General features: G+C 70.6%; 18 protein-coding genes. 9 read left to right on the forward strand and 9 right to left on the reverse strand.

Translation table 11 applies throughout. The features are described from left to right. The first annotated feature begins 380 nt into the window (after nucleotides 1–380). Both PV734_RS29220 and PV734_RS29225 read left to right on the forward strand, forming a co-directional pair. Nucleotides 381–1,631 carry a L,D-transpeptidase gene (locus PV734_RS29220; protein ID WP_319292673.1) on the forward strand — a complete coding sequence of 417 codons (1,251 nt, stop codon included), beginning with the start codon at nucleotides 381–383 and terminating at the stop codon, nucleotides 1,629–1,631. Between the two features lie 198 nt (nucleotides 1,632–1,829). Continuing rightward, on the forward strand, nucleotides 1,830–2,576 hold the full coding sequence (locus tag PV734_RS29225) for a DUF6227 family protein (RefSeq protein ID WP_319292675.1): 747 nt from the start codon (nucleotides 1,830–1,832) through the stop codon (nucleotides 2,574–2,576). An 82-nt stretch (nucleotides 2,577–2,658) separates the two neighbouring features. Here the strand turns inward: PV734_RS29225 and PV734_RS29230 are convergent, their stop codons facing one another. The 4 genes from PV734_RS29230 to PV734_RS29245 form a co-directional block, all read right to left on the reverse strand. Then, nucleotides 2,659–4,719 carry a fructose-specific PTS transporter subunit EIIC gene (locus tag PV734_RS29230; protein WP_319292677.1) on the reverse strand — a complete coding sequence of 687 codons (2,061 nt, stop codon included), beginning with the start codon at nucleotides 4,717–4,719 and terminating at the stop codon, nucleotides 2,659–2,661. A gap of 184 nt (nucleotides 4,720–4,903) precedes the next feature. Next, entirely contained in the window at nucleotides 4,904–5,851 is a 948-nt protein-coding gene (pfkB, locus tag PV734_RS29235) for a 1-phosphofructokinase (protein WP_319097861.1), read from the reverse strand. Nucleotides 5,852–5,863: 12 nt separating this feature from the next. Continuing rightward, on the reverse strand, nucleotides 5,864–6,625 hold the full coding sequence (locus PV734_RS29240) for a DeoR/GlpR family DNA-binding transcription regulator (RefSeq protein ID WP_319097859.1): 762 nt from the start codon (nucleotides 6,623–6,625) through the stop codon (nucleotides 5,864–5,866). 227 nt (nucleotides 6,626–6,852) lie between these two features. Next, nucleotides 6,853–8,439, reverse strand: a complete 1,587-nt coding sequence (locus tag PV734_RS29245) for an MFS transporter (RefSeq protein ID WP_415924283.1) — start codon at nucleotides 8,437–8,439, stop codon at nucleotides 6,853–6,855. 62 nt (nucleotides 8,440–8,501) lie between these two features. Here PV734_RS29245 and PV734_RS29250 point away from each other — a divergent pair, with 62 nt between their 5' ends. Next, complete coding sequence (locus PV734_RS29250; RefSeq protein ID WP_319097856.1) at nucleotides 8,502–9,467, forward strand: YafY family protein; 966 nt, start codon at nucleotides 8,502–8,504, stop codon at nucleotides 9,465–9,467. A 754-nt stretch (nucleotides 9,468–10,221) separates the two neighbouring features. On the opposite strand, the gene PV734_RS29255 is transcribed toward PV734_RS29250, so the two are convergent. After that, complete coding sequence (locus tag PV734_RS29255) at nucleotides 10,222–11,223, reverse strand: RNA polymerase sigma factor RpoD/SigA (protein ID WP_319097855.1); 1,002 nt, start codon at nucleotides 11,221–11,223, stop codon at nucleotides 10,222–10,224. A gap of 188 nt (nucleotides 11,224–11,411) precedes the next feature. Between PV734_RS29255 and PV734_RS29260 the strand changes: the two genes are divergently transcribed. After that, nucleotides 11,412–11,930 carry a GNAT family N-acetyltransferase gene (locus tag PV734_RS29260; RefSeq protein WP_319292679.1) on the forward strand — a complete coding sequence of 173 codons (519 nt, stop codon included), beginning with the start codon at nucleotides 11,412–11,414 and terminating at the stop codon, nucleotides 11,928–11,930. Between the two features lie 113 nt (nucleotides 11,931–12,043). On the opposite strand, the gene PV734_RS29265 is transcribed toward PV734_RS29260, so the two are convergent. After that, nucleotides 12,044–12,835, reverse strand: a complete 792-nt coding sequence (locus PV734_RS29265) for a class III extradiol ring-cleavage dioxygenase (protein WP_319097853.1) — start codon at nucleotides 12,833–12,835, stop codon at nucleotides 12,044–12,046. Between the two features lie 133 nt (nucleotides 12,836–12,968). On the opposite strand from PV734_RS29265, the gene PV734_RS29270 reads away from it, so the two are divergent. After that, nucleotides 12,969–13,478 (forward strand): MarR family winged helix-turn-helix transcriptional regulator, encoded by a 510-nt coding sequence (locus PV734_RS29270; RefSeq protein ID WP_319097851.1) that lies wholly within the window; start codon nucleotides 12,969–12,971, stop codon nucleotides 13,476–13,478. A gap of 124 nt (nucleotides 13,479–13,602) precedes the next feature. On the opposite strand, the gene PV734_RS29275 is transcribed toward PV734_RS29270, so the two are convergent. Further along, a complete protein-coding gene (locus tag PV734_RS29275) occupies nucleotides 13,603–15,135 on the reverse strand; it encodes an MFS transporter (RefSeq protein ID WP_319097850.1) in 1,533 nt (510 codons plus the stop codon). Nucleotides 15,136–15,255: 120 nt separating this feature from the next. Further along, nucleotides 15,256–15,897 (reverse strand): helix-turn-helix domain-containing protein, encoded by a 642-nt coding sequence (locus tag PV734_RS29280; protein ID WP_319097848.1) that lies wholly within the window; start codon nucleotides 15,895–15,897, stop codon nucleotides 15,256–15,258. A gap of 300 nt (nucleotides 15,898–16,197) precedes the next feature. Between PV734_RS29280 and PV734_RS29285 the strand changes: the two genes are divergently transcribed. After that, entirely contained in the window at nucleotides 16,198–17,508 is a 1,311-nt protein-coding gene (locus tag PV734_RS29285) for a M6 family metalloprotease domain-containing protein (RefSeq protein WP_415924284.1), read from the forward strand. 59 nt (nucleotides 17,509–17,567) lie between these two features. Next, entirely contained in the window at nucleotides 17,568–19,292 is a 1,725-nt protein-coding gene (locus PV734_RS29290) for an IclR family transcriptional regulator domain-containing protein (RefSeq protein WP_319292681.1), read from the forward strand. 46 nt (nucleotides 19,293–19,338) lie between these two features. Here the strand turns inward: PV734_RS29290 and PV734_RS29295 are convergent, their stop codons facing one another. After that, complete coding sequence (locus tag PV734_RS29295) at nucleotides 19,339–20,127, reverse strand: IclR family transcriptional regulator (RefSeq protein ID WP_319097844.1); 789 nt, start codon at nucleotides 20,125–20,127, stop codon at nucleotides 19,339–19,341. 147 nt (nucleotides 20,128–20,274) lie between these two features. Here PV734_RS29295 and PV734_RS29300 point away from each other — a divergent pair, with 147 nt between their 5' ends. Then, the gene (locus PV734_RS29300) at nucleotides 20,275–21,237 is read left to right on the forward strand and encodes a 5-dehydro-4-deoxyglucarate dehydratase (RefSeq protein ID WP_319097843.1); all 963 of its coding nucleotides are present in this window, start codon (nucleotides 20,275–20,277) and stop codon (nucleotides 21,235–21,237) included. A gap of 84 nt (nucleotides 21,238–21,321) precedes the next feature. Next, nucleotides 21,322–22,659: a gluconate:H+ symporter gene (locus PV734_RS29305; RefSeq protein WP_319097842.1), complete on the forward strand. Its 1,338-nt coding sequence runs from the start codon at nucleotides 21,322–21,324 to the stop codon at nucleotides 22,657–22,659. Nucleotides 22,660–22,713: the final 54 nt, after the last annotated feature.

Raw genomic sequence — 22,713 nt, forward strand, 5'->3', positions numbered from 1 at the left:
GCAGCGGCACCGGCAGTTGCTTGCCGGTAACCGGAAGTGGAGTCGAGCCCCGGCCACCGCGCCGTCCGGCCATCCCGGATGCCCCGCATCCGCGTTCTGGGTACGCGTTTCCCCTCAGTGGGGGTCGTGTCCCTCGTCGTGGTGTTGGGGATCAACCGGTGAGCGTGTTCGGAGAGTTGGGGTAACGGCGGGGGAAGGCCTCGACCAGGCTTTCTGTCGGGTGCTCCGACTCCACATGGTTTCTTCTCGGTTGAGATGTGAATGTCGCGGTCCTGTCACGCGATGGCCGCGACGGTGATCGGCGGGAACCCCGGCCGTGAGTGTTCGCCTCCTGTCTCACGCAGGGCAACGGATCACCCATCTCACACACTGGAGCAGCCGTGACAACGCCGAACACAACAGCTCGGCGCGCACTGGGGGCATGTGCCGTCCTGATGGTCGGCGCGCTGTCCCTCACCGCGTGCGGTGGCAACAACAGCGGAGGCGACGACAGCAAGGGAGGCAAGGGCGGTAGTGGCAGCAGCGGCAAGAGCGGCAGCGGTTCCGTCACGACGTCGGCCGTGCGGATCGCCATCTCCGCGAAGGACGGTTCGGCGGGCGCGTCGATCAACACGACCGGCGTGAAGGCCAGCGGCGGCACACTGACCGACGTGCGGATGACCGTCGCGGAGACGGGGGCGGCCGTGGCGGGGGCGGTCTCCGCGGACGGGCACAGCTGGCAGCCGGCGCGGCAGTTGGAGCGTGGGACGCGTTACCGAATAGCGGCGACCGCGAAGGACGCCGACGGGGGGACCCGGACCGCCGACTCGACCTTCACGACGGTCACCGAGGCCAACAGCTTCATCGGGACCTACACGCCGGACAACGGGACCACGGTCGGGGTGGGGATGCCGGTCTCGTTCACCTTCGACAAGGCCATCAGCGACCAGGCGGCCGTGCGGTCGCACATCACGGTCACGTCGAGCAGCGGGCAGCAGGTGGTGGGGCACTGGTTCGGGGCGCAGCGGCTCGACTTCCGGCCCGAGGAGTACTGGAAGGCCGGTTCCAAGGTCACGATGAAGATCGACCTGGACGGGGTGAAGGGTGCCAACGGCGCGGTCGGGGTGCAGAAGAAGACCGTGACCTTCACGATCGGGCGGTCGCAGGTGTCCACTGTCGATGTCAACACGCAGACCATGACGGTCGTACGGGACGGGCAGACCCGCAAGGTCATCCCGATCTCGGCCGGCGCCCCGGAGTTCACCACGTACAACGGACAGATGGTGATCTCCGAGAAGCTGCGGGAGACGCGGATGGACAGCCGTACGGTCGATCTGGCCAACGCGTACGACATCAAGGACGTACCGAACGCGATGCGGTTGACCACTTCCGGGACCTTCATCCACGGCAACTACTGGTACAAGCAGAGCAACCCGCCCTTCGGGCGTACGGGTACCAGTCACGGCTGTGTGGGGCTGCGGGATGTGCAGGGGGCTCAGGGGGACACTCCCGCCAGGTGGTTCTTCGACAACTCGATGATCGGGGACGTCGTCATCGTGAAGAACTCCGCCGACAAGCAGGTCGCACCGGACAACGGTCTCAACGGCTGGAACATGCCGTGGAGCGAGTGGACGGCCGGGACCTCTGCCTGAGAAAGGTACTGCCCGAAGTGCCGCCGGAGCAGGGCGTGTTGGGCGGATCATTTGATGGCTTTCGGGGCCGTGCGGGAACTTTTCGTGCGGCCCGGGCGTCTTCAGGGCGTACGTTTTCTCGGTTCCGGGACATGATGTCCGACCGAGGGGCTACGGTATGCACCCACAAGGTGACATGCAGCAACGCCGGGAGAAGCCTTGAGCGTTCCGTACGAGACGGCAGCGTACGAACCACCCGAGTCGCCCGAGTCTCCGGAGGAGCATCTCGAGCGGCTCCTGGGTCGTGCGCTGAACTCCTTCGAACTGCCCGACGACGCGATACGGCGGCTCGACTGCGCGCTGGCGCACGACAGTTCGCTGCACTCCGCGCACCACAGCGCGGGCCTGCACCGCGAGACGTACCGCCACACCTGGCTGCTCGCCGACGGTTCGGCGCTCACCCTGTGGGAGCTGGTGCACAACACGGCGCCCGGGGCGGGTCCGCAGGCCGAGGTGTACGTCGACGAGGAGGAGCTGCGCGCCGCCACGGCCCGGCTCCCGCTGCCCGCGGACACTCCTGACTTCGAGCTGCCGGTGACGGTGCAGCTCGCCGCGGTCGTCCAGCCGCGGCACACGTTCGTTCCGGACGACTCGGCCGATCACGCGCGGCGTTTACTGAGGCGGGCGGAGAACGCGGACCGGCCGGGGGCGGAGACCGCCGAGCTGCTGCGTGAGGCGTTCGCGCACCAGATCACACAGGCGTTCGGGCGGCCGTGCCGCGCGGGCCGGGCCGGTATCGGCTTCTCGCTCTACGAGCACGCCTTCCTGCTACCCGGCGGTGAGGAGGTCTCCCTCTGGGAGATCGAGCACACGGTCACGCCCGACGGCCGGCACATGTGCGAGGTGTATCCGACGGAGGACCGGGCACGGGACGCGATGGAGCGCCGCGCGGCACGGACGTCGTAGCCCGACGAGCACGTCAACGCCCTGGTGGGCCGGTCGTCTCGACGACCGGCCCACCAGGGCGTTGACGTGCTCGTCGCGCCGCCTACGCCGCCACCGGCTCCTTCTTCTCGGCCGCGGACCGTGCGGCGCCCTCCGGCGACCCGGTGGCCGTTGCCCCCGGTGCCGGCTTGCGCATGCTCTTGAGGAGGATCACCAGGGCCGTCGTGACGCAGGTGCCGGCCGCGACGGCGATCAGGTAGAGGAACGGGCTGCCGATCAGCGGGACCACGAAGATGCCGCCGTGCGGGGCGCGCAGCGTCGCGCCGAAGGCCATCGACAGTGCGCCGGTGACCGCGCCGCCCGCCATCGAGGCCGGGATGACGCGCAGCGGGTCCGCCGCCGCGAACGGGATCGCGCCCTCGGAGATGAAGGAGGCGCCCAGTACCCAGGCGGCCTTGCCGTTCTCGCGCTCGGCCGGGGTGAAGAGCTTCCGGCGGACGACGGTGGCCAGCGCCATACCCAGCGGCGGGACCATACCGGCGGCCATCACGGCGGCCATGACCTTCATCGCGGCGTCGCTCGGGTCCTGGACGGCGATTCCGGCGGTGGCGAAGGCGTACGCGACCTTGTTGACGGGACCGCCGAGGTCGAAGCACATCATCAGGCCGAGCAGGATGCCCAGCAGCACGGCGTTGGTGCCGGAGAGGCCGGAGAGCCAGTCCGTCATGCCCTTCTGGGCCTCGGCGATGGGCTTACCGACCACGACGAACATCAGGAAGCCGACGATCAGCGAGGAGATCAGCGGGATCACGACGACGGGCATGATGCCGCGCAGTACCGGCGGGATCCGGATCTTCTGGATCGCCAGGACGATGCCACCGGCCAGCAGACCGGCGACCAGGCCGCCGAGGAAGCCGGCCGCGATGTTCGAGGCGATCATGCCGCCGACGAAGCCGGGGACGAGACCGGGCCGGTCCGCCATGCCGTAGGCGATGTAGCCGGCGAGGACCGGGATGAGGAAGCCGAAGGCGACCCCGCCGATCTGGAACAGCAGCGCGCCCCAGCTGTCGACCTGGGTCCAGGAGAAGTGCTCCATGACCGAGGGCGCCTTGTTGATCTCCCAGCCGCCGATCGCGAAGCCGAGGGCGAGCAGCAGACCGCCGGCGGCGACGAACGGGACCATGTAACTCACGCCGGTCATCAGCCACTTGCGCAGCTTGGTGCCGTAGCTGTCGCCGGAGTCGCCGGCCCGTTCGACGGGCGTGCCGCCGCCCTGGGCGCTCGCGGTGACCTCGCCGCGCTCGGCCTTGCCGCGTACGTCGGCGATGAGCTGGGCGGGCTTGTTGATGCCGGCTTTCACGCCCACGTCGACGGTCGGCTTCCCGGCGAAGCGTTCCTTCTCCCGTACGGGCACGTCGTGAGCGAAGATCACGCCGTCCGCGTCGGCGATGGCCGCCGGGTCGAGCCGGGTGAACCCGGCCGAGCCCTGCGTCTCGACGACGAGCTCGACGCCCGCCTCACGGCCGGCGTTCTCCAGCGACTCGGCCGCCATGTACGTGTGCGCGATACCGGTGGGGCAGGAGGTGACGGCGACGATACGGAACGGCCGCCCGCCCCCGCTCTCACCGGCGCCCTCGTCCGTACCCGTGCCGGTGCCCGCGGCGGCTTCGGCGGAGGCCGCCGCCGAAACCGCCGCGGAGTCTTCGGTGTCCGCGGCCGGAGCCGCGTCGCCGCGGATCAGCACGGCGGCGCTCGCCGCGTCGTCCACCGAGCGCAGCGCGGCCGTGAACTCGTCGTTCATCAGCTGGCGGGCCAGCGCCGAGAGGATCGTCAGATGGGCGTCGTCGGCGCCGGCCGGGGCCGCGATCAGGAAGATCAGGTCGGCGGGTCCGTCGGCCGCGCCGAAGTCGATCCCGGCGGCGCTGCGCCCGAAGGCGAGCGTCGGCTCGGTCACGTGTGCGCTTCGGCAGTGCGGGATGCCGATGCCGCCGTCGAGGCCGGTCGGCATCTGCGCCTCACGGGCGGCCACGTCGGCGAGGAAACCGTCGAGGTCGGTGACCCGGCCCTTCGCCACCATGCGCTCGGCGAGGGCACGGGCCGCCGCGTCCTTGGTCTGGGCGGACAGGTCGAGGTCGACCAGGTCCGCGGTGATCATCTCGCTCATCGCGGGCTCCTTCGCACGCGTATCGCCCGGGAAATGGGGTGGGCGGGGCTGGGGACGGGGGTGGTGCGGGTGATGCGGTGGGGGTGCATGGGGAGGGTGGCTGCGGCGGGGCCGGGGGAACCCCGCCGCGTCAGGGCCTGTTCTGGGGGACAGCCGTACGGGGAGCGGGCCGTCGTCATGACTGTCATGACACGGGCTCCCTCAGTACGCGGTCCACGGGCACCTCGCTCGTCACCGTCACGGCGGACGGGTCGAGGTCGGCGGGGGTGGGCATCACGCTGCCGGGCAGCTGGACGGCGGCGGCGCCGTGTGCGACGGCGGAGGCGAGTGCCCCGGGGCCGCTGCCACCGGCGATCAGGAAACCGGCGAGCGAGGAGTCACCGGCGCCCACGTTGCTGCGTACGGTGTCGACGCGTGCGCTGCCGAACCAGGTGCCGGTGCCGTTGACGAGCAGCTGGCCGTCGGCGCCGAGGCTGGCGAGGACCGCGCCCGCGCCGAGTTCGCGCAGTTCCTCGGCGGCCTTCAGGGCGTCGCCGATCGTGGCGAGGGGGCGGCCGACGGCCTCCGCGAGTTCCTCGGCGTTCGGCTTGACGACGTCGGGCCGCTCGCGCAGGGCGGCGAGGAGGGCCGGGCCGGAGGTGTCGAGGGCGATCCGGGCACCCGCGGCGTGCGTACGGGCGACGAGGTCGGCGTACCAGGAGGGGCCGAGTCCCCTGGGGAGGCTGCCGCAGCAGGCGATCCAGTCGGCGTCGGCCGACTGCCGGCGCACGGTCTCCAGGAGCAACTCCTGCTCGGCGGCGGAGAGTTCGGGGCCGGGTGCGTTGATCTTCGTCAGGACGCCGTCGGCTTCGGCGAGGGCGATGTTGGACCGGGTACCGCCCGCGACCGGTACCGGCGCCACCTCGATGCCCTGGGCGTGGAGCAGGTCGGCGACGAGCGCCCCGGGCGCGCCGCCCAGCGGCAGCACGGCCACGGTGCGCTGTCCGGCGGCGGCGACGGCCCGTGAGACGTTGACGCCCTTGCCGCCCGGGTCCATCCGCTCGCCGGTGGCCCGGATGACCTCGCCGCGGTCGAGGGACGGGACCTCGTACGTACGGTCGAGGGACGGGTTGGGAGTGACGGTGAGGATCATGCGCACTCGTTTCTAGACATACAGCACTTCCGTGCCGCCGCGCTCGATGTCGGTGGCGTCCTCGGGGCTCAGACCGCTGTCGGTGATCAGCAGGTCCACGTCCCCCAGGGCTCCGAAGCGGGCGAAGTGCTCCTGCCCGTGCTTCGTCGAGTCGGCGAGGAGCACCACGCGTCGGGCGGCGTCCACCGCGGCGCGCTTCACGGCGGCCTCGGCGAGGTCGGGCGTGGTCAGCCCGTGCTCGACGGAGAACCCGTTGGCGGCCACGAACAGGACGTCGGCGCGGATCTCGCCGTACGCCCGCAGCGCCCAGGCGTCCACGGCGGCGCGTGTACGGTGCCGGACGCGCCCCCCGACGAGGTGCAGCTGGAGGCCGGGGTGGTCGGCGAGCCGGGCCGCGATCGGAAGGCTGTGCGTGACGACGGTGAGCGTCGCCTCCAGGGGGATGGCGGCGGCGAGGCGTGCGACCGTCGACCCGGCGTCGAGGATCAGGGTGCCCTCGGTGGGCAGCTCGGCGAGGGCGGCCTTGGCGATCCGGTCCTTCTCGTCGGCGTAGGTCGACTCGCGCTCGGTGAGGTCGGGCTCGAAGTCGAGGCGACCGGCCGGTATGGCCCCGCCGTGCACACGCCGCAGGAGCCCCGCGCGGTCCAGCGCCTTCAGATCCCGCCGGACGGTCTCCGCGGTCACCTGGAACTGCTCGGCGAGAGACAGCACGTCCACTCGCCCGCCCTCACGGGCGAGCCGCAGGATCTCCTGCTGCCGCTCCGGTGCGTACATGTCCGTTTACCTCCGCCCGATGCCCGAATCTGTGGTTTCACTCGGAGGCTACGCCCGCATTTCCAGAAAGTAAACAGGTTCGGGCGTGATACGGACACAATCAGGCATCCGGCTGGACCGTGCGCTGGTGCACCACGGTGGCGTACCGGCGGACACGTACAGCCGGAAAGGGCCCCGGCACACGAGGTGCCGGGGCCCTGCTCCACCGTTCTGTCTCCCGTCCGCGCTCAGCCGACGAGGATCTCGTCCCGCTCCTCCTCTTCCTCCGTCGCCGTCGTCTCCCGCCCGTCCGCAGCCGCAGCCGCTGCTGCGGCGGCGGCGGCGGCGGCGGCGGCCCGCCCCGGCAGCGCGAACATCAGCAGGAAGATCGCCGCCATCAGCCCGGCCACCCACCCCAGCGCGTTCTGGAACGCGTCCACGAACGCCGGGCCCGCCTCGATCTGTGTCAGTCGGTCGCTCATCGTGCCGAAGAAGACCACCGACACCAGGCCCAGGCCCAGCGCGTTGCCCATCTGCTGCACGGTGTTGATCAGGCCGGACGCCGACCCGGCGTGCTCCTTCGGGACCTCCGAGAGGACCGCGTCCGTCAGCGGAGCGACGATCAGGCCCATGCCGGCGCCCATGACCACCAGCGGGAGCGCCATCTGCCAGGACGCGATGGCCAGGCCGTAGCGGCCGGCCTCCCAGATGTAGATCAGCACGCCGAGGCCCATCACCAGGGCGCCCGTCTGGAGCACCTTGCGGCCGAAGCGCGGGACCAGTTTCTGGACGGACATCCCGGCCGCCACCGACACCGCGATCGAGAAGGGCACCCCGGTCAGCCCGGCCCGCAGGGCGCTCCAGCCGAGCCCGAGCTGCATGTACAGGGTCCAGACCAGGAAGAAGATGCCCAGGGCGACCCCGAAGACGGTCTGGACGGCGATGCCCGCCGCGAAGCTCTTCACGTTGAACAGCGACAGCTCGACCAGTGGCGAACCGTCGATGCGCGTCTTGCGCTTCTCGTAGCCGACCAGCGCGCCGAACACGCCGAGCGCGCCCGCCATCGACAGGTATCCCCACAGCGGCCAGCCCAGCTCGCGCCCACGGATCAGCGGGTAGAGCAGCATCAGCAGGCCCAGGGTCACCAGGGCGACGCCGACGAGGTCCAGCTTCAGGGCCCGGGGGGCCTTCGACTCGGTGATGAAGCGGTGCCCCAGGATCAGTCCCGCGATGCCCACCGGCAGGTTGATCAGGAAGATCGGCCGCCAGCCGAGGCCGAAGAGGTCCCACTCCGTCAGCAGCGCGCCCAGCAGCGGACCGGTAACCGCGCCCAGGCCGACGATCGCGCCGAAGAGGCCGAACACCTTGCCGCGCTCGTGCGCCGGGAAGGTCGCGTGGACGATCGACAGGACCTGCGGCACCATCATCGCGGCCATACCGCCCTGGAGGATGCGGGAGGCGACCAGCATCTCCGGGTTCGCGGCGAAACCGCAGAGGGCGGAGGCGAGGGTGAATCCGCCGATGCCGACGAGGAAGAGCCGCTTGCGGCCGTGGATGTCGCCGAGCCGCCCGCCGGTGACGAGGCCGGCGGCGAAGGCCAGCGCGTATCCGGCGGTGATCCACTGGATCTGGCCGAAGGAGGCGCCGGCCTCGCGCTGGATCGACGGGATCGCGACGTTGACGATCGTGACGTCGACGAGGTCCATGAAGGCCGCGGTCATCACGATGGCGAGGGCGAACCAGCGTCGCCGGTCCGGCACGGCATCCGGCACTGCGTCCGGCACGGCATCCGATACGACGTCCGACGTGCCCAAGGGGGTCTCGGTGGAGTTCATGTCCTCAACCTATGACCCCATTAGGTCAGATCGTGTCCTAGTGGTACGGCATCCTCGTATCCATGACGACGGACACCCCGGCCCGGCTCCTTCAGCTCCTCTCCCTCCTCCAGACACCCCGTGAGTGGCCCGGCGGTGAGCTCGCCGACCGGCTGCGGGTGTCCCGGCGTACCGTCCGGCGGGACATCGACCGGCTGCGGGAACTCGGTTATCCCGTGCAGGCGAGCAAGGGTTCCGACGGCGGGTACCGGCTCGTCGCGGGCAAGGCGATGCCGCCGCTGGTGCTCGACGACGAGGAGGCGGTGGCGATCGCGGTCGGGCTGCGGGCCGGCGCCGGGCACGCGGTCGAGGGGCTGGACGAGGCCTCCGTACGGGCGCTGGCCAAGCTGGAGCAGGTCCTGCCGTCCCGGCTGCGCCGGCGCGTCTCCACACTCCAGGCCGCGACCACTCCGCTGACCAGCGGAGACGGCGCGGTCATCGCCCCCGAGACACTGACCGTGATGGCCTCGGCGGTGGCCGGCCAGGAACGGCTGCGGTTCGCCTACCGCGCCAAGGACGGCACCCCCACCAAACGGCTGACCGAACCGCACCGGCTCGTGTCGACCGGCCGCCGCTGGTACCTCGTCGCCTACGACCTCGACCGCGCCGACTGGCGCACCTTCCGCGTCGACCGGGTCAGCGACCCCCTCGCGACGGGCGCCCGTTTCGCCCCGCGTGAGCTGCCGACCGGCGACGCGGCGGAGTACCTGCGCCAGTCGATGCACGCACGGCAGGAGGCATACGTGTTCGAGGCGACGTTCGCCGCTCCGGCCTCGTCCGTCGCCGCGCGGCTCCCCGCGTGGCTCGGCGTCCCCGAGCCCCTCGACGAGCACAGCTGCCGCGTCCGTGCCTCGGTCGGTGATCCGGTGGAGTGGCTGGCGGTGCGGCTCGCGTCGGTCGACTGCGAGTTCACGGTCCGGGAGCCCCCCGAACTGGTCGAGCGGCTCAGGGAGTTGGGCGCCCGTATGACCCGCGCGGCGAGCAACTGACCGACCGCCACAGCGCCGGCCGCGGTGACCGGCCCACCGGCTGCCCTCAGGAAACTCGTGCCGCTCCACGGAAAGTCCCGCAGGGGGCTGGGCCCAGCTCGCGCACCGCGGGTGCCGCCGCGTCGGTCGGGCCGTCGGCCGGGGTGTTCCCCGCGGGAACACGCCCTGGGCGGCCGACGCGTGTTCCGATGTGCGCGGCGCGATGCCGGCCGGCCTGCCGGGCGATGCCGTGGGCGCGGGCGCGGGCGCAGGGTGACCCGCGAGCCGTGGCTCACGAACAGCCGCCCCCGTCCCGCCGGCCCGGGCGTGCGCGTCCGGACACGGACGCCACGTGATGCCGCTGTGGCACAATCTGCCATTCGGCGGGCCACCCCGGGGTTCAGGTACGGGGTGCCCCGCCCTTGTTCCGCCCGGGCGCAAAAGAACCGGGCCCCGGCACCTGGGGGGGGTAGGTGCCGAAGCCCGGCTCGGGATGAGCCCCGACGCTGGGGGGGGTTGCGTCGGGACTCGGCTCAGGGGGTCCGTGGCGTTGCCGTCCGGACCCGAAGTCCCGGGCCCTGAGTTCTTGTGCCCCGGACCCGGTGGTTTGAAGCAGCCTTGCATCACTGTCTTTGCGCGGCCTTCCGCCACCCCGCGCACGCGACCCCCAACAGTCGTACGCCGCCCGGCGTGCGAAGCGCCCTCGTGCGCCCCCACCTGCCGGAACCGGTACGCCCATCAGGCCTCTCGGAGGCGGCGGCCCGCTCCACGGCGACTACGCCACCGCGTCGAAGCCCGTGTCGTGGGCCAGCTTCTTCAGCTCCAGCAGCGCGTGCTTCTCGATCTGCCGGATCCGCTCACGGGTCAGTCCGTGTTCCTTGCCGACCTCCGTCAGCGTGCGCTCCCGGCCGTCGACGATGCCGTACCTCATCTTGATGATGGAGGCCGTGCGCTGGTCGAGGCGGCCGATCAGGTCGTCCAGTTCCTCGCTGCGCAGCAGCGTCAGGACGGACTGCTCCGGCGATATCGCCGACGTGTCCTCCAGGAGGTCGCCGAACTGGGTGTCGCCGTCGTCGTCCACCGCCATGTTCAGCGACACCGGGTCGCGCGCCCAGTCCAGGACGTCGACCACGCGCGCCGCGTTGGTGTCCAGCTCGGCGGCGATCTCCGCGGGCTCCGGGTCCCGTCCGTTCTTGCGGTTGAACTCGCGCTGCACGCGCCGGATCCGGCCCAGTTCCTCGACCAGGTGGACGGGAAGGCGGATCGTGCGTGACTGGTCGGCGATGGAACGGGTGATGGCCTGACGGATCCACCAGGTGGCGTAGGTCGAGAACTTGAAGCCCTTGCGGTAGTCGAACTTCTCGACCGCGCGCACCAGGCCGGCGTTGCCCTCCTGGATCAGGTCGAGAAGGGGCAGGCCGCTTCGGGGGTAACGGCGCGCCACGGCGACAACCAGCCGGAGGTTGGAGCGGATGAAGATGTCCTTCGCGCGCTCGCTCTCGGCGAAGAGCGCCTCCAGCTCCTCGACGGTGGCGTCCGCCTCGGCCTCCGCCTCGCCGTCGAGGATCTGGCGGGCGAAGACACCGGCTTCGATGGTCTGCGACAGCTCGACCTCCTTCGCGGCGTCGAGCAGCGGGGTGCGGGCTATCTCGTCCAAGTACATGCCGACCAGGTCGCGGTCGGCGATCTCGCCGCCATGGGCGCGAACACTGCGTGCGCCGCCGACGGTCCCGCCGGTGGCGGACGACGTACGACGGGCGACGGCACGGGTTGCCATGCTTGCTCCCTTGCGATGGTGGGCCAGCGGATGGGTCCTGGTTGTTCCTGTTGGTCACTGAACGCTCAGCACACTCCTCGCGTGCCCAGCTTCCGAAGGAAACAACGACTGGAATCAGGACAGAATTCCCAACCCATCCCCCTATTTTTCTGATCTTGCAGTACCCTGTGCGCCGCAGAGGAGGCGTGATGTCGTCCGAATTCACGAAGGTGCAGGTCAGGCCAGGGGTCGAGGATGACCTCGAAGGTCTGACCGAGCTCTACAACCACTACGTACGCAACACGCCCACGACTTTCGACACCAAAATCTTCACACCGGAGGAGCGCCGCCCCTGGCTGCTCTCCTACCCCCAAGACGGCCCACACCGCCTGATGGTTGCCACAGATGTGGACTCACAGCGGATTCTGGGGTACGCGACGTCCGGCTCCTTCCGTGCGAAGCCGGCGTACGGCACCACGGTGGAGGTCACTGTCTATCTGGCGCCGGACGCGGGCGGGCGCGGTGTCGGCACCCTGCTCTACACGGCCCTCTTCGAGGCACTGGAGGGCGAGGACGTGCATCGCGCCCTCGCGGGGATCGTGCCACCGAACGAAGCGTCCGTGCGGCTGCACGAACGCTTCGGGTTCCGGTACGTCGGTACGTACCGCGAGGTGGGCCGCAAGTTCGGCCGCTACTGGGACGTGGCCTGGTACGAGAAGGAGCTCTGAGCCCCCTCCCCGCCCCCACTCCCTGCGCGCCCTTTCCGTGGCCCGCGGTCCTGCCGTTACCGCCCTTCGGCCCCGGGCGGCTGCCCCAAGGGGCCGAACCGGGGGCCGCGGGGTCAGCCGAACTGCACCGAACGCTTGGCCATTCCCAGCCAGAAGCCGTCGATGACCGACCTCTGCGAGTCCAGTTCGCCGGCCACCTCGGCCGCGCCCATCGTCACGAAGAGCGGTGCGAAGTGCTCGGTGCGCGGGTGGGCGTACCGGCCCGCGGGAGCCTTGTTCAGGAAGTCCAACAGGCCGTCCACGTCGCGTGTTTCCAACGCCCGGTGACCCCAGTCGTCGAACTCGCTCGACCAGGTCGGCACTCCGGAGCCCGTGTGCCGCAGGGCGGCCAGGTTGTGGGTGAAGAAGCCGGAACCGACGATCAGGACACCCTCGTCACGGAGCGGGGCGAGCCTGCGCCCGATGTCCATCAGTTTCACCGGGTCGAGGGTCGGCATCGAGATCTGCAGGACAGGGATGTCCGCCTCGGGGAACATCTCCACCAGCGGGACGTACGCGCCGTGGTCGAGGCCACGGTCCGGCACGTCCTGGACGGGCATACCGGGGGCCCGCAGCAGCTTCCGTACGGACTCGGCGAGTTGCGGGGCGCCGGGGGCGGCGTACTCGACCTGGTAGTAGTGCTCCGGGAAGCCCCAGAAGTCGTAGACGAGGGGGATCGTTTCGATGGCGCCGATGGCGAGGGGGGCCTCTTCCCAGTGGGCGGAGACCATGAGGATCGCCTTGGGGCGGGGCAGGTCCGCCGACCAGGCGGCGAGTTCGCCGGGCCAGATCGGGTCGTCCGCCAGAGGAGGCGCGCCGTGACTGAGGTAGAGCGCGGGCATGCGCTCCTGGATGCCGGCCGACATGACGACTGCTCCCTTCCCGGGACCTTTACCGCTCCTGCTTCAAGTCTGCATCTTGAAGTCTCAAGCTTCTCGCATACTGAACATACATCGTTTTGGTTTAAAATTCAAGGACGGGGAACGTAGAGTGGAGTACATGAACACACCATCCACATCCGACGAGGAGCCCCGCTGGCTCACCGAAGAGGAACAGCGCACCTGGCGGGCCTACGTGCACGCCGTCACCCTTCTTGAGGACCATCTCGACCGCCAGCTCCAGCGCGACGCCGGCATGCCGCACGTCTACTACGGCCTGCTCGTCGGCCTCGCCGACTCTCCCGACCGACGACTGCGGATGACCGAGCTGGCCATGAAGGCGAAGATCACGCGCTCGCGCCTCTCGCACGCCATCGCCCGGCTGGAGAAGAACGGCTGGGTTCGGCGCGAGGACTGCCCCTCGGACAAGCGCGGCCAGTTCGCGGTCCTGACCGACCAGGGCCAGGAGGTGCTCCGGCGCACCGCACCGGGCCATGTCGCCGCCGTACGCCAGGTGCTGTTCGACCGGATCAGCGACGAGCAGCGCCAGACGCTCCACGACGTCATGGAGATCGTCGCCGAGGGCCTGCAGCCGAAGGACGCGGGCGCGGATCTGCCCTGGCTCCGCTGAGCGGAACCAGGGCAGATCCTGGAGTCGTACGTCACGAGGCGTCCCCACCCCCGTGACGTACGGAGTGGCCCGAAGGGGTTGGCCCGAAGGGGTCCGAGGGGTCCCCGCGGAGCGGGGGCCGGGGTCAGTGGGCGACCACCGGAACCTTCAGCTCCTCCTCCGCACCGTCCCCGCTGACCGAACTCATGTCCGGGCGACCGGCGTTGATGAAGGTGAAGGCGATACCCGCGGCGACGACCAGGATGCCGACGGCGAACCAGATGGCGCTGGTGTAACCCTCGACCATGCCCTTCAGCTGGACCAGCTGCTGCTGGGAGCGGGAGGACGCGCCGCCGATGTGGTCGGAGATGTACGACGTGGTGGCCGAGGCGGCGATCGTGTTGAGCAGAGCCGTACCGATGGCACCGCCCACCTGCTGCGAGGTGTTGACCATCGCGGAGGCGACACCGGAGTCACGCGGCTCGACGCCCAGCGTGGCCAGGGACATGGCCGGCATGAACGCCGTACCCATACCGAGGCCGAGCAGGAGCATGGCCGGCAGGAGCAGCGCCGCGTACGAGGAGCCGATCTCCATCTGGGTCAGCAGCAGCATGCCGAGCGCGGCGAGCAGGAAGCCCGGGCCCATCAGCAGCCGCGCCGGGACGCGGGTCATCAGTCGGGCGCCGATCTGCGTGGAGCCCGTGATCATGCCCGCGATCATCGGCAGGAAGGCGAAGCCGGTCTTGACCGGCGAGTAGCCCTTCACGATCTGCAGGTAGTAGGTCAGGAAGAGGAACAGGCCGAACATCGCGATGATCGCGAGGCCGAGCGAGAGGTAGACACCGCCGCGGTTGCGCTCGGTGATGACGCGCAGGGGCAGCAGCGGGGCCTTGACCTTGGACTCGACGAACACGAAGGTCGCCAGGAGCAGCGCCGAGGCGACGAACAGACCGATCGTCACCGAGTCGCTCCAGCCCTCGGACTCGGCGCGGGTGAAGCCGTAGACCAGGGAGACCAGACCGAGGGTGGACAGGACGACGCCCGGGATGTCGAGCGGCGAGCGGTTGCGGCTGCCGGACGGCTCACGGATGACGAAGTACGCGCCGAGGGCGGCGACGATCGCGAACGGGATGTTCACGAAGAAGGTCCAGCGCCAGTCCAGGTACTCGGTGAGGAAGCCGCCGAGGATGAGACCCACGGCGCCACCGCCACCGGCGATCGCACCGTAGATGCCGAACGCCTTGGCGCGCTCCTTGGCGTCGGTGAACATCACCGCGAGCAGGGAGAGCGCGGCGGGCGCCAGCAGTGCGCCGAAGGCACCCTGCAGAGCGCGGGAGCCGAGGAGCATCGCCTCGTTGGTCGCCGCGCCGCCCAGGGCGGAGGCGGCGGCGAAGCCGATCAGACCGGTGACGAAGGTGTTCCTGCGGCCCCAGATGTCGGCGATCCGGCCGCCGAAGAGGAGCAGTCCACCGAAGGCCAGGGCGTAGGCCGTGATGACCCACTGACGGTTGCCGTCGGATATCCCCAGGTCCTGCTGGGCCGAGGGAAGGGCGATGTTCACGATGGTCGCGTCGAGCACGACCATCAGCTGGGCGAGCGCGATGAACGTGAGCGCCTTCCAGCGGTTGGAGTCGGGAGCCGGCGCCTTGGCGGCGGCAGCCTGGGCTGTTTCGGACATGGAGATACCCACTTCGGGACTTCGTGACGGAAAAGTGTGTGAAAGGGGACCGGCTCGTCAACGCTGACGGCCGAAAGTCTGTTGCGAGTGATGACTCGGATACCGCGATGAACTAATCGGTCAGGATCGGCGCAGGTCCTCCATCGTCGCGGCCTTGCCGGGCAGTTCGGAGCGGGCCGGGGCCCGCAGTCCGTCCAGGAACAGCTGCAGGTGCCGGTGGACGAAGCGGTCGATACTCATGCACCCCGTACCCGCCGGAGGTCGGCTGAGCTGGGACACGACGACCATGACGTCCCCCACGCCCACATCGGTGCGCAGCTGACCGGCCGCCATGGCGCGCGCCATGATCTCCGCGGTGAGCTCCTCGACCCGCTCCCGCGCGGCCTCCAGGTCCGGATGGCTCTGGTCGAAGGTGTTGGACATCATCGGGCAGAGCGCGCTGATCCGCTCGTCGGCGGTGGCGTGCACGAAGCGTGACAGCGCCTCGAAGGCGTCGCCGGTCTCCGCCAGCGCCCGTTCCGCCGCCTCGGCCGTTCGGTCCATGACCGAGCAGACGACTTCCCGTACGAGGGCCTCCCGGTCCGGGAAGTTCCGGTACACCGTGGCATTGCCGACGCCGGCCCGGCGGGCGATCTCGTCGATCGGCACCTCGGAGCCGAACTCGACGAACATCTCGCGGGCGGCGGTGACGATCCGCTCCCGGTTGCGCAGGGCGTCGGCGCGGGGCCGGGTCGCCTTCTGCACGGGGATCGCGGTCTGCACGGTGTCTCCTTGAAGGGGTTTGAGATGCGATCCGGGGAAGCAGTCCCCGTTTCGCTCGGACACATGGCTAAACGGGGAATCGATCCCCGGTTATTTCCCGCAGACGAAGAGATTTGATGTGACCTGGGTCACATTACCTTCGGTAGCCCTTCGCTGGTCCCCGGGCAGTCCTCGGGCAGTCCCCTGGCGGGCTACCCACGATCGGTCTCCTCCAGCGCGCGCCCGCGCCGACCTCGACACAGGGTGATCGAAAGGGTGCAGTCCGACACCGCCGGCTGCCGTGGCGCGAAGGGTCCGTGCATGCAGCAGCCGACCAGCCGTCGTCGGATACGTCGGATACGCCCGCCAGGCCCCCCGCGCCCTCGCCGGATGGCCGCCCTCGTGTCCGTGGCCGCGCTGACCCTCGCGGTCAGCACCTCGGCCGGCACCGGACAGGCCGACCGGGACGCCACGACGGCGGCGGGCTCCGTCCCGCTGGCCCGCTCCTCACCGCTCGGTCCCTGTCTGATCCGGGGCGGCCTCGGCGTCCAGATGTCCGAGGGCATGCCCACGCCCATCGGCTACTCCCGTTCCACCGGCACCGTCCGGGCGCTGAACCTCATGGTCGACTTCTCCGACGCCCCGGGCCAGGGCAGCGCACTCGACCGGCTCTCGGAGTTCTTCCCGCAGACCCGGGACTGGTTCACCACCAGCTCCTACGGCCGCCTCGACTACCGCCCCGAGGCACCCATCGCCGACTGGCTGCGGATGCCCCGGTCCTTCCGCTCGTACGGCATACAGCGCGGCGCCCCCTTCGACCCCGGCTACCGCCGGCTGGTCCACGACATCGTGGCCGCCGCCGACCCGGCGGTCGACTTCCGCTCGTACGACCTGCTGAACGTGCTGGTCACCCCGAACGCGGGCCCCTCCGCCCTGGACACCGTCCTGTCCGTCACCTTCGCCGGCAACCGCGAGGCACCGGTCGCGGACGGCGTACCCGTCGCCAACGCGTCCTTCGTCTACTCCCGCCAGGACGACGGTTCCGGTTCGTACGACACCACGGGCTACCGCGTCCTCCCGCACGAGAACGGCCACGTCTTCGGGCTGCCCGACCTGTACACACAGTCCGGCGGGGGCGCGGTCGGCCACTGGGACATCATGAGCGAGGACTGGGGGGCCAACAACGACCTGCTCGGCTGGCACAAGTGGAAGCTCGGCTGGCTTGACCCCTCGCAGGTCGGCTGCGCGGTGACCAGCGGGACGACCGAGTACACGCTCACCCCGCTGGCCCGTCCCGGCGGCGCGAAACTCGTGTTCGTACCCCTGACCTCCCGTACGGGATACGCCGTCGAACTGCGTACCCGCGAGGGCAACGACGAGACGGTGTGCCGGCCGGGCGTGCTGATCTACCGGGTCGACGCGAACGTCGACACCGGCCGTGGTCCGGTCACGGTGTACGACTCCCGCCGGGGCAGCGGCGGCTGCACCCGCAGCCCGAACGTGCACGCGGAACTCTCCGACGCGCCCTTCACGCCAGGCGAGTCCTTCACCGACCCGGGTCGGCGCGTCCGGATCACCGTGGCGGGCGCGGACCTCGACGGGAACTACCGGGTGGCGATCACCCGGCGATGAGCCGACGGTTGCCGCCGGGCATATGACCAGCGGTTCCGTACGGGCATTACGGTGTGCCCATGGTTGCCCCCGCCACGAATGTCCCGCCGGTCCTGGACGGTCCCGTACCCGCCGAGGCCGTCGCCCCGCTGATGCGCGGGATCGCCGTACTGCGGCAACTGACCGAGGCGGGCGGGACGTTGAGCCTGAGCGGGCTGGAGCGCGCGACCGGTCTGGCGCGTTCCACGGTCGACCGGATCACGGCGACGCTCGCCCGCATGGGGTACGTCCGTCTCGACGGACGGGACGCCGTTCTCACCCCTCGGCTGATGGAACTCGGCAACGCCTATCTGGCCGCCCTCCGGCTGCCCGCCCTGCTCGACGCCCACGCGGACGCCCTTGCCGACGAGCTGGACGAGTCGGTGTCCCTCGCGGTCGGCGACCGGGACGGCATCCGGTTCATCCACCAGGCGACTCGCCGCCGCGCGATGTCCCTCAGCTTCCGCATCGGCGACCTCCTCCCCGCCGAACGCACCGCTCCCGGCCCGCTGTTCGCCACCGAGTGGACGGCCGCAGACTGGCGCCGTTGGCACGAACGCCGGGCGGCGGACCCGGCCGACCTCGGTTTCCCCGCCATTCCGCCCCGGCCCGCCGACTCGGGCGACTCGGGCGCCGACTTCGAGGCATACGTCGAGCGGGCCCGCGCCGACGGCTGGGCACTGGACGACCAGCTGATCGAACCGGGGCTGGTCGCCGTCTCCGTACCCGTAAGGGACCCCCGCACGGGCCGGGTGGCCTGTGTAGCGAGCGTCGTCAGCCACACGAGCCGCCGTACGGTCACCGGCCTGCGCGACGACCTGCTGCCGCGACTGCGCTCGACGGTGACCGCGATGGAGGCCGAGCTGCGGGTGCGCCCGGCGGACGGGGCGCCCGCGTCCCCGTCGGGCCTCGCGGCCTGGACCGGGGCCTCGAAGCAGGAACTGGGCCGCGAGTTCGTCGAGTCCCTGGCCAGAGGCCTCACCGTCCTGACCGCCTTCGGCGAGTCCCGCGCCGAGCTGACCCTGACAGAGGTCGCGCGGGCGACGGGCCTGGCGCGGGCGACCGCCCGCCGGGCCCTGATCACCTACGAGCACCTGGGCTACGTCGAGACACGCGGCCGCACCTTCGTCCTCACCCCCCGGGTCCTGTCCCTCGGCTTCCCACCCCTCTCCCGTACGTCACTGCCCGAGATCGCCGGCCCGCACCTGGCCGAACTCGCGGGCCGGGTACAGGAGTCGGCGTCACTGGCGATCCTGTCGACGGACTCGGGGCCGGGTTCGGGGGCGGGTTCGGGGGCGGAGATCCAGTACACGGCGCGGGCGGCGGCGAGGCGCATCGTGAGCGCGCACATCACCGTGGGGACGCGGGTTCCCGCGTACCCGACCTCGATGGGCCGGGTACTGCTGGCCGGCATACCGGAGGCGCAGCGGCAGGCGCGGGACCTGGCTCCACTGGCTCCACTGGCCCCGCTGACGCCGCACACCGTGACGGACCCGGCGGCCTTCGCCCGGGTGCTGACGGAGGTGCGGGAGCAGGGATACGCCCTGGTCAGCGAGGAGTTGGAAGAGGGGCTGCGGTCGATCGCGGTCCCGGTGCGGGACCGTACGGGCCGGGTGGTCGCCGCGGTGAACGTGGCGATGCACACGACCCGGCGTACGGCGGAGAGCTGCGTGACGGAGATCCTGCCCGAGCTGTACGGGACGGCGTCACGGATCGAGGGCGAGCTGCGGACGGCGGGACGGTTCACCCGGGTACCGCTGGCCTGAACGGTCCAGGGGGTGCGGGCGGCTCAGGGGCTCGTCCCGTAGGGGCTCAGCGCCAGTCGGGGGCGCCCGAGGCCAGGTGGAGCTGGGTCTCGATCTTCGCGCGGATCTCGCGCATGACGGCGACGATCCTCAGCTCGTGCTCCGGGGTGAGCCGGGCCACCGGCACCGAGCAGCTGATGGCGTCGGTGGCCGGGGTGTCGTAGCGCAGGGCGAAGCCGAAGCCCGCGATACCGGGCACCGTCTCCTCGCGGTCGACGGACCAGCCGCGCTCGCGCACCCGGGCCAGATCGGCGTGCAGAGCGGCCCGGGTGGTGTGAGTGTTGTCGGTGAGGGCGGCCAACTCACCTTCAGGAAGCGGGAGTTCGTCGTCCGGGCGTTCCGCGAGCAGCGCCTTGCCGAGGGCCCCGGCGTGGGCCGGGACGCGGCGACCGACCCGGCTTATGGTGCGCGCGTACTCGTGGGACTCCCGGGTGGCCAGGTAGACGACGTCCGGCCCGTCGAGCCGTGCCAGGTGGATCGTCTCGCCGAGCGCGTCCGAGGCCTCGTCGAGATGGGGGCGGGCCGCGCGGATGCGCCGGTCGCCGTCGAGATAGCCGGTACCGGTGAGCAGGGCGCGGATGCCGATGCCGTAGAGGGAGCCGGTGGCGTCGGAGCGGACCCAGCCGCAGTCGACGAGGGTCTGGAGCAGCTGGTACATGCTGCTGCGCGGCACTTCCAGTTGCTCGGCGAGTTCGTCCAGGCGCGAGGGCTCCTCGCCCCGCGCGGCGAGAAGTTCCAGCAGCGCGACGGTCCGGGCCGCCGACTTCACGCTGCGGACACCTCTCTTCTCCGGCATGGACCTCATCGTAGGTCGGCCGTGAAACCGCTCCCCCGCTGCCGCCGACTCGGCCGTTGCCGCTGCCGCCACCATTGACCTCGTCTGTTCACCCACCTAATCTTCATCTTCATACGCAGACGGTATCTGCATAGGGAGACAGAGTTCATGGCAGTGATCAACTCGGAGGTCGCGGGAGTCGTCCAGCGGCTCCGTGACGGGATGACCGGCGGGGTGTTGTCCTTCCCCCTCACCAGCTTTCGGGACGACGGCGGTCTCGATCTTGACGGGTACCGGGCCTATCTGACCGGCCGACTGGCCGCCGCCCCCGGCGCGGTGTTCCCCGCCTGCGGAACGGGCGAGTTCTTCTCGCTCGACGAGGACGAGTACCGCGCGGTCGTCACCGCCACGGTCGAGATCGCCGACGGCCGGCTGCCGGTGGTCGCGGGCATCGGCTACGGCTGGGCGCAGGCGCTGCGGTTCGCCCGTATCGCGGAGGAGGCGGGCGCCGACGCCCTGCTGGTCCTGCCGCACTATCTGGTCGGGGCGCCGCAGGACGGCCTGGTGGAGCAGCTGCGCCACATCGCCGCCGGGACCCGGCTGCCGCTGATCGCGTACCAGCGCGGCCAGGTCACGTTCACGGCGGAGGGTGTGCGGCGGATCGCGGCGATCGAGGGCGTCGTCGGCCTCAAGGACGGTCACAGTGACCTCGACCGCCTCCAGCGCCTCACCCTCGCCGCCCCCGACGGCTTCCTCTTCTTCAACGGTGCCTCGACGGCCGAGATCCAGGCCCGCGCCTACGCCACGGTCGGTGTCCCCGCCTACTCCTCCGCCGTCCACGCCTTCGCCCCCGAGATCGCGAACGCCTTCTTCGGCGCGCTGCGGGACGGGGACGACACCCTCGTGACGCTGCTGCTGCGCGAGTTCTACGTCCCGCTGGTCGAACTCCGCGACCGGGTGCCGGGCTACGCCGTGTCCCTGGTGAAGGCGGCGGCCAGGCTGCGCGGTCTCCCGGTCGGCCCGGTCCGCGCCCCGCTCACCGACCCGGGTCCGGACGACCTCGCGGCCCTGGCAAAGGTGCTGGACCACGGCCTGGGGCTGGTGGGGGCGGTACGACAGCCGGCCCTCTGACCTCTCCACGGGCCGACCAGCCACTTCGGGCCCGACGCAGCAGCTCACAGTTCAAAGCAGCTCACAGTTCAAAGGGGAACTGTCTTGCCTCTTCTTGTGGTCGCCATCAGCGTCGTCATCCTGCTTCTCCTCATGACCAGGTTCAGACTCAACGGCTTCGCCGCCCTGCTCCTCGTGGCGGTCGGCGTCGCGCTGGTCCGGGGCATCCCGGTGGCCACCATCCCGGACGTGCTCTCCGACGGCATCGGGGGTCAGATCGGCGACACGATGCTCACCATCGGGCTCGGTGCCATGGTCGGCCGGGTCATGGGCGACTCGGGGGCCGCCCAGCGGATCGCCGGAAAGCTGCTCGACGCGGGCGGACCGCGCGGGGTCCAGGTGGCGATGGTGGTCACGTCGATGCTGATCGGCGTGACCATGTTCTACGAGGTCGCCTTCATCATCATCGTGCCGATCGCGTTCACCCTGGTCAGGGTCACCGGCGCGAAGCTGCTGTGGGTCGGGCTGCCGATGTCGATCACCCTCTCCACGATGCACAGCTTCCTGCCCCCGCACCCCGGCCCGACCGCCGTCGCGGCCACCTTCCACGCCTCCGTCGGCCTGACCCTGTTCTACGGCCTGTTCATCGCCGTCCCGGTGGGCGCGCTGATCGCCCTGGTGTGGCCGCGCCTGCCGTTCATCAGGGCGATGAACCCGTCCATCCCCAAGGGGCTGGTCAGTGAGCGCGAGTTCACCGACGAGGAGATGCCCGGCCTCGGCTGGTCGCTGTCGGTGGCCCTGTTCCCGGTGGTCCTGATAGCGGGGGCGGCGGTGACCGACCTGGCCACCTCCGCCGAGAGCCCGTTCCTGAACACCGTCGCGTTCGTCGGCTCGGCCCCGATCGCACTGCTGCTCACCCTGTGTCTGGCCGTGTGGGCGTTCGGTCCGCGGATCGGCCGGAGCCTGGAGGAGGTCGGCGCGTCCTGCACCTCGGCGGCCCAGGCGATGGCGATGATCCTGCTGGTGATCGGCGCGGGCGGCGCCTTCAAGAACGTCCTGGTGGAGGGCGGTATCTCCGACTACATCAAGGACACGACCGACACCTGGTCCGTCTCCCCCATCGTCCTCGCCTGGCTCATCGCCGTGATCCTGCGCGTGGCGCTCGGCTCGGCGACGGTCGCCGTCGTCACCGCCTCCGGTGTGGTGCTGCCGCTCCTCGCGGGCAGCGGCGTCCACCCGGAGATCATGGTGCTCGCCGTCGCCTGCGGCTCGATCGCCTGCTCGCACGTCAACGACCCGGGCTTCTGGCTGTTCAAGGAGTACTTCAACCTGTCCGTCGTCGAGGCCATCAAGGTCCGTACGAGCTACACGACCGTACTGGCGGTACTGGGCCTGGGCGGAGTGCTGGCGGCGGAATGGGCCCTGGACATCCTCAACGTCTGACCCCCGCGTCCGACCCCGCATCCCTCGCTCACTCTCCCCCTCCCCGCGCACAAG

This window comes from Streptomyces sp. AK08-02 (assembly GCF_033795085.1).
GTDB classification, from domain to species: domain Bacteria; phylum Actinomycetota; class Actinomycetes; order Streptomycetales; family Streptomycetaceae; genus Streptomyces; species Streptomyces echiniscabiei.

Bases quoted from the DNA above. Each gene is read 5' to 3' on its own strand.
- PV734_RS29230 (WP_319292677.1), bottom strand. From the start codon at position 4,719: ATGAGCGAGATGATCACCGCGGACCTGGTCGACCTCGACCTGTCCGCC.
- PV734_RS29300 (WP_319097843.1), top strand. From the start codon at position 20,275: ATGGCAGTGATCAACTCGGAGGTCGCGGGAGTCGTCCAGCGGCTCCGT.
- PV734_RS29290 (WP_319292681.1), top strand. From the start codon at position 17,568: ATGGTTGCCCCCGCCACGAATGTCCCGCCGGTCCTGGACGGTCCCGTA.
- PV734_RS29240 (WP_319097859.1), bottom strand. From the start codon at position 6,625: ATGTACGCACCGGAGCGGCAGCAGGAGATCCTGCGGCTCGCCCGTGAG.
- PV734_RS29270 (WP_319097851.1), top strand. From the start codon at position 12,969: ATGAACACACCATCCACATCCGACGAGGAGCCCCGCTGGCTCACCGAA.
- PV734_RS29285 (WP_415924284.1), top strand. From the start codon at position 16,198: ATGCAGCAGCCGACCAGCCGTCGTCGGATACGTCGGATACGCCCGCCA.
- PV734_RS29255 (WP_319097855.1), bottom strand. From the start codon at position 11,223: ATGGCAACCCGTGCCGTCGCCCGTCGTACGTCGTCCGCCACCGGCGGG.
- PV734_RS29295 (WP_319097844.1), bottom strand. From the start codon at position 20,127: ATGCCGGAGAAGAGAGGTGTCCGCAGCGTGAAGTCGGCGGCCCGGACC.
- PV734_RS29260 (WP_319292679.1), top strand. From the start codon at position 11,412: ATGTCGTCCGAATTCACGAAGGTGCAGGTCAGGCCAGGGGTCGAGGAT.
- PV734_RS29275 (WP_319097850.1), bottom strand. From the start codon at position 15,135: ATGTCCGAAACAGCCCAGGCTGCCGCCGCCAAGGCGCCGGCTCCCGAC.
- PV734_RS29245 (WP_415924283.1), bottom strand. From the start codon at position 8,439: ATGAACTCCACCGAGACCCCCTTGGGCACGTCGGACGTCGTATCGGAT.
- PV734_RS29250 (WP_319097856.1), top strand. From the start codon at position 8,502: ATGACGACGGACACCCCGGCCCGGCTCCTTCAGCTCCTCTCCCTCCTC.
- pfkB (WP_319097861.1), bottom strand. From the start codon at position 5,851: ATGATCCTCACCGTCACTCCCAACCCGTCCCTCGACCGTACGTACGAG.
- PV734_RS29265 (WP_319097853.1), bottom strand. From the start codon at position 12,835: ATGTCGGCCGGCATCCAGGAGCGCATGCCCGCGCTCTACCTCAGTCAC.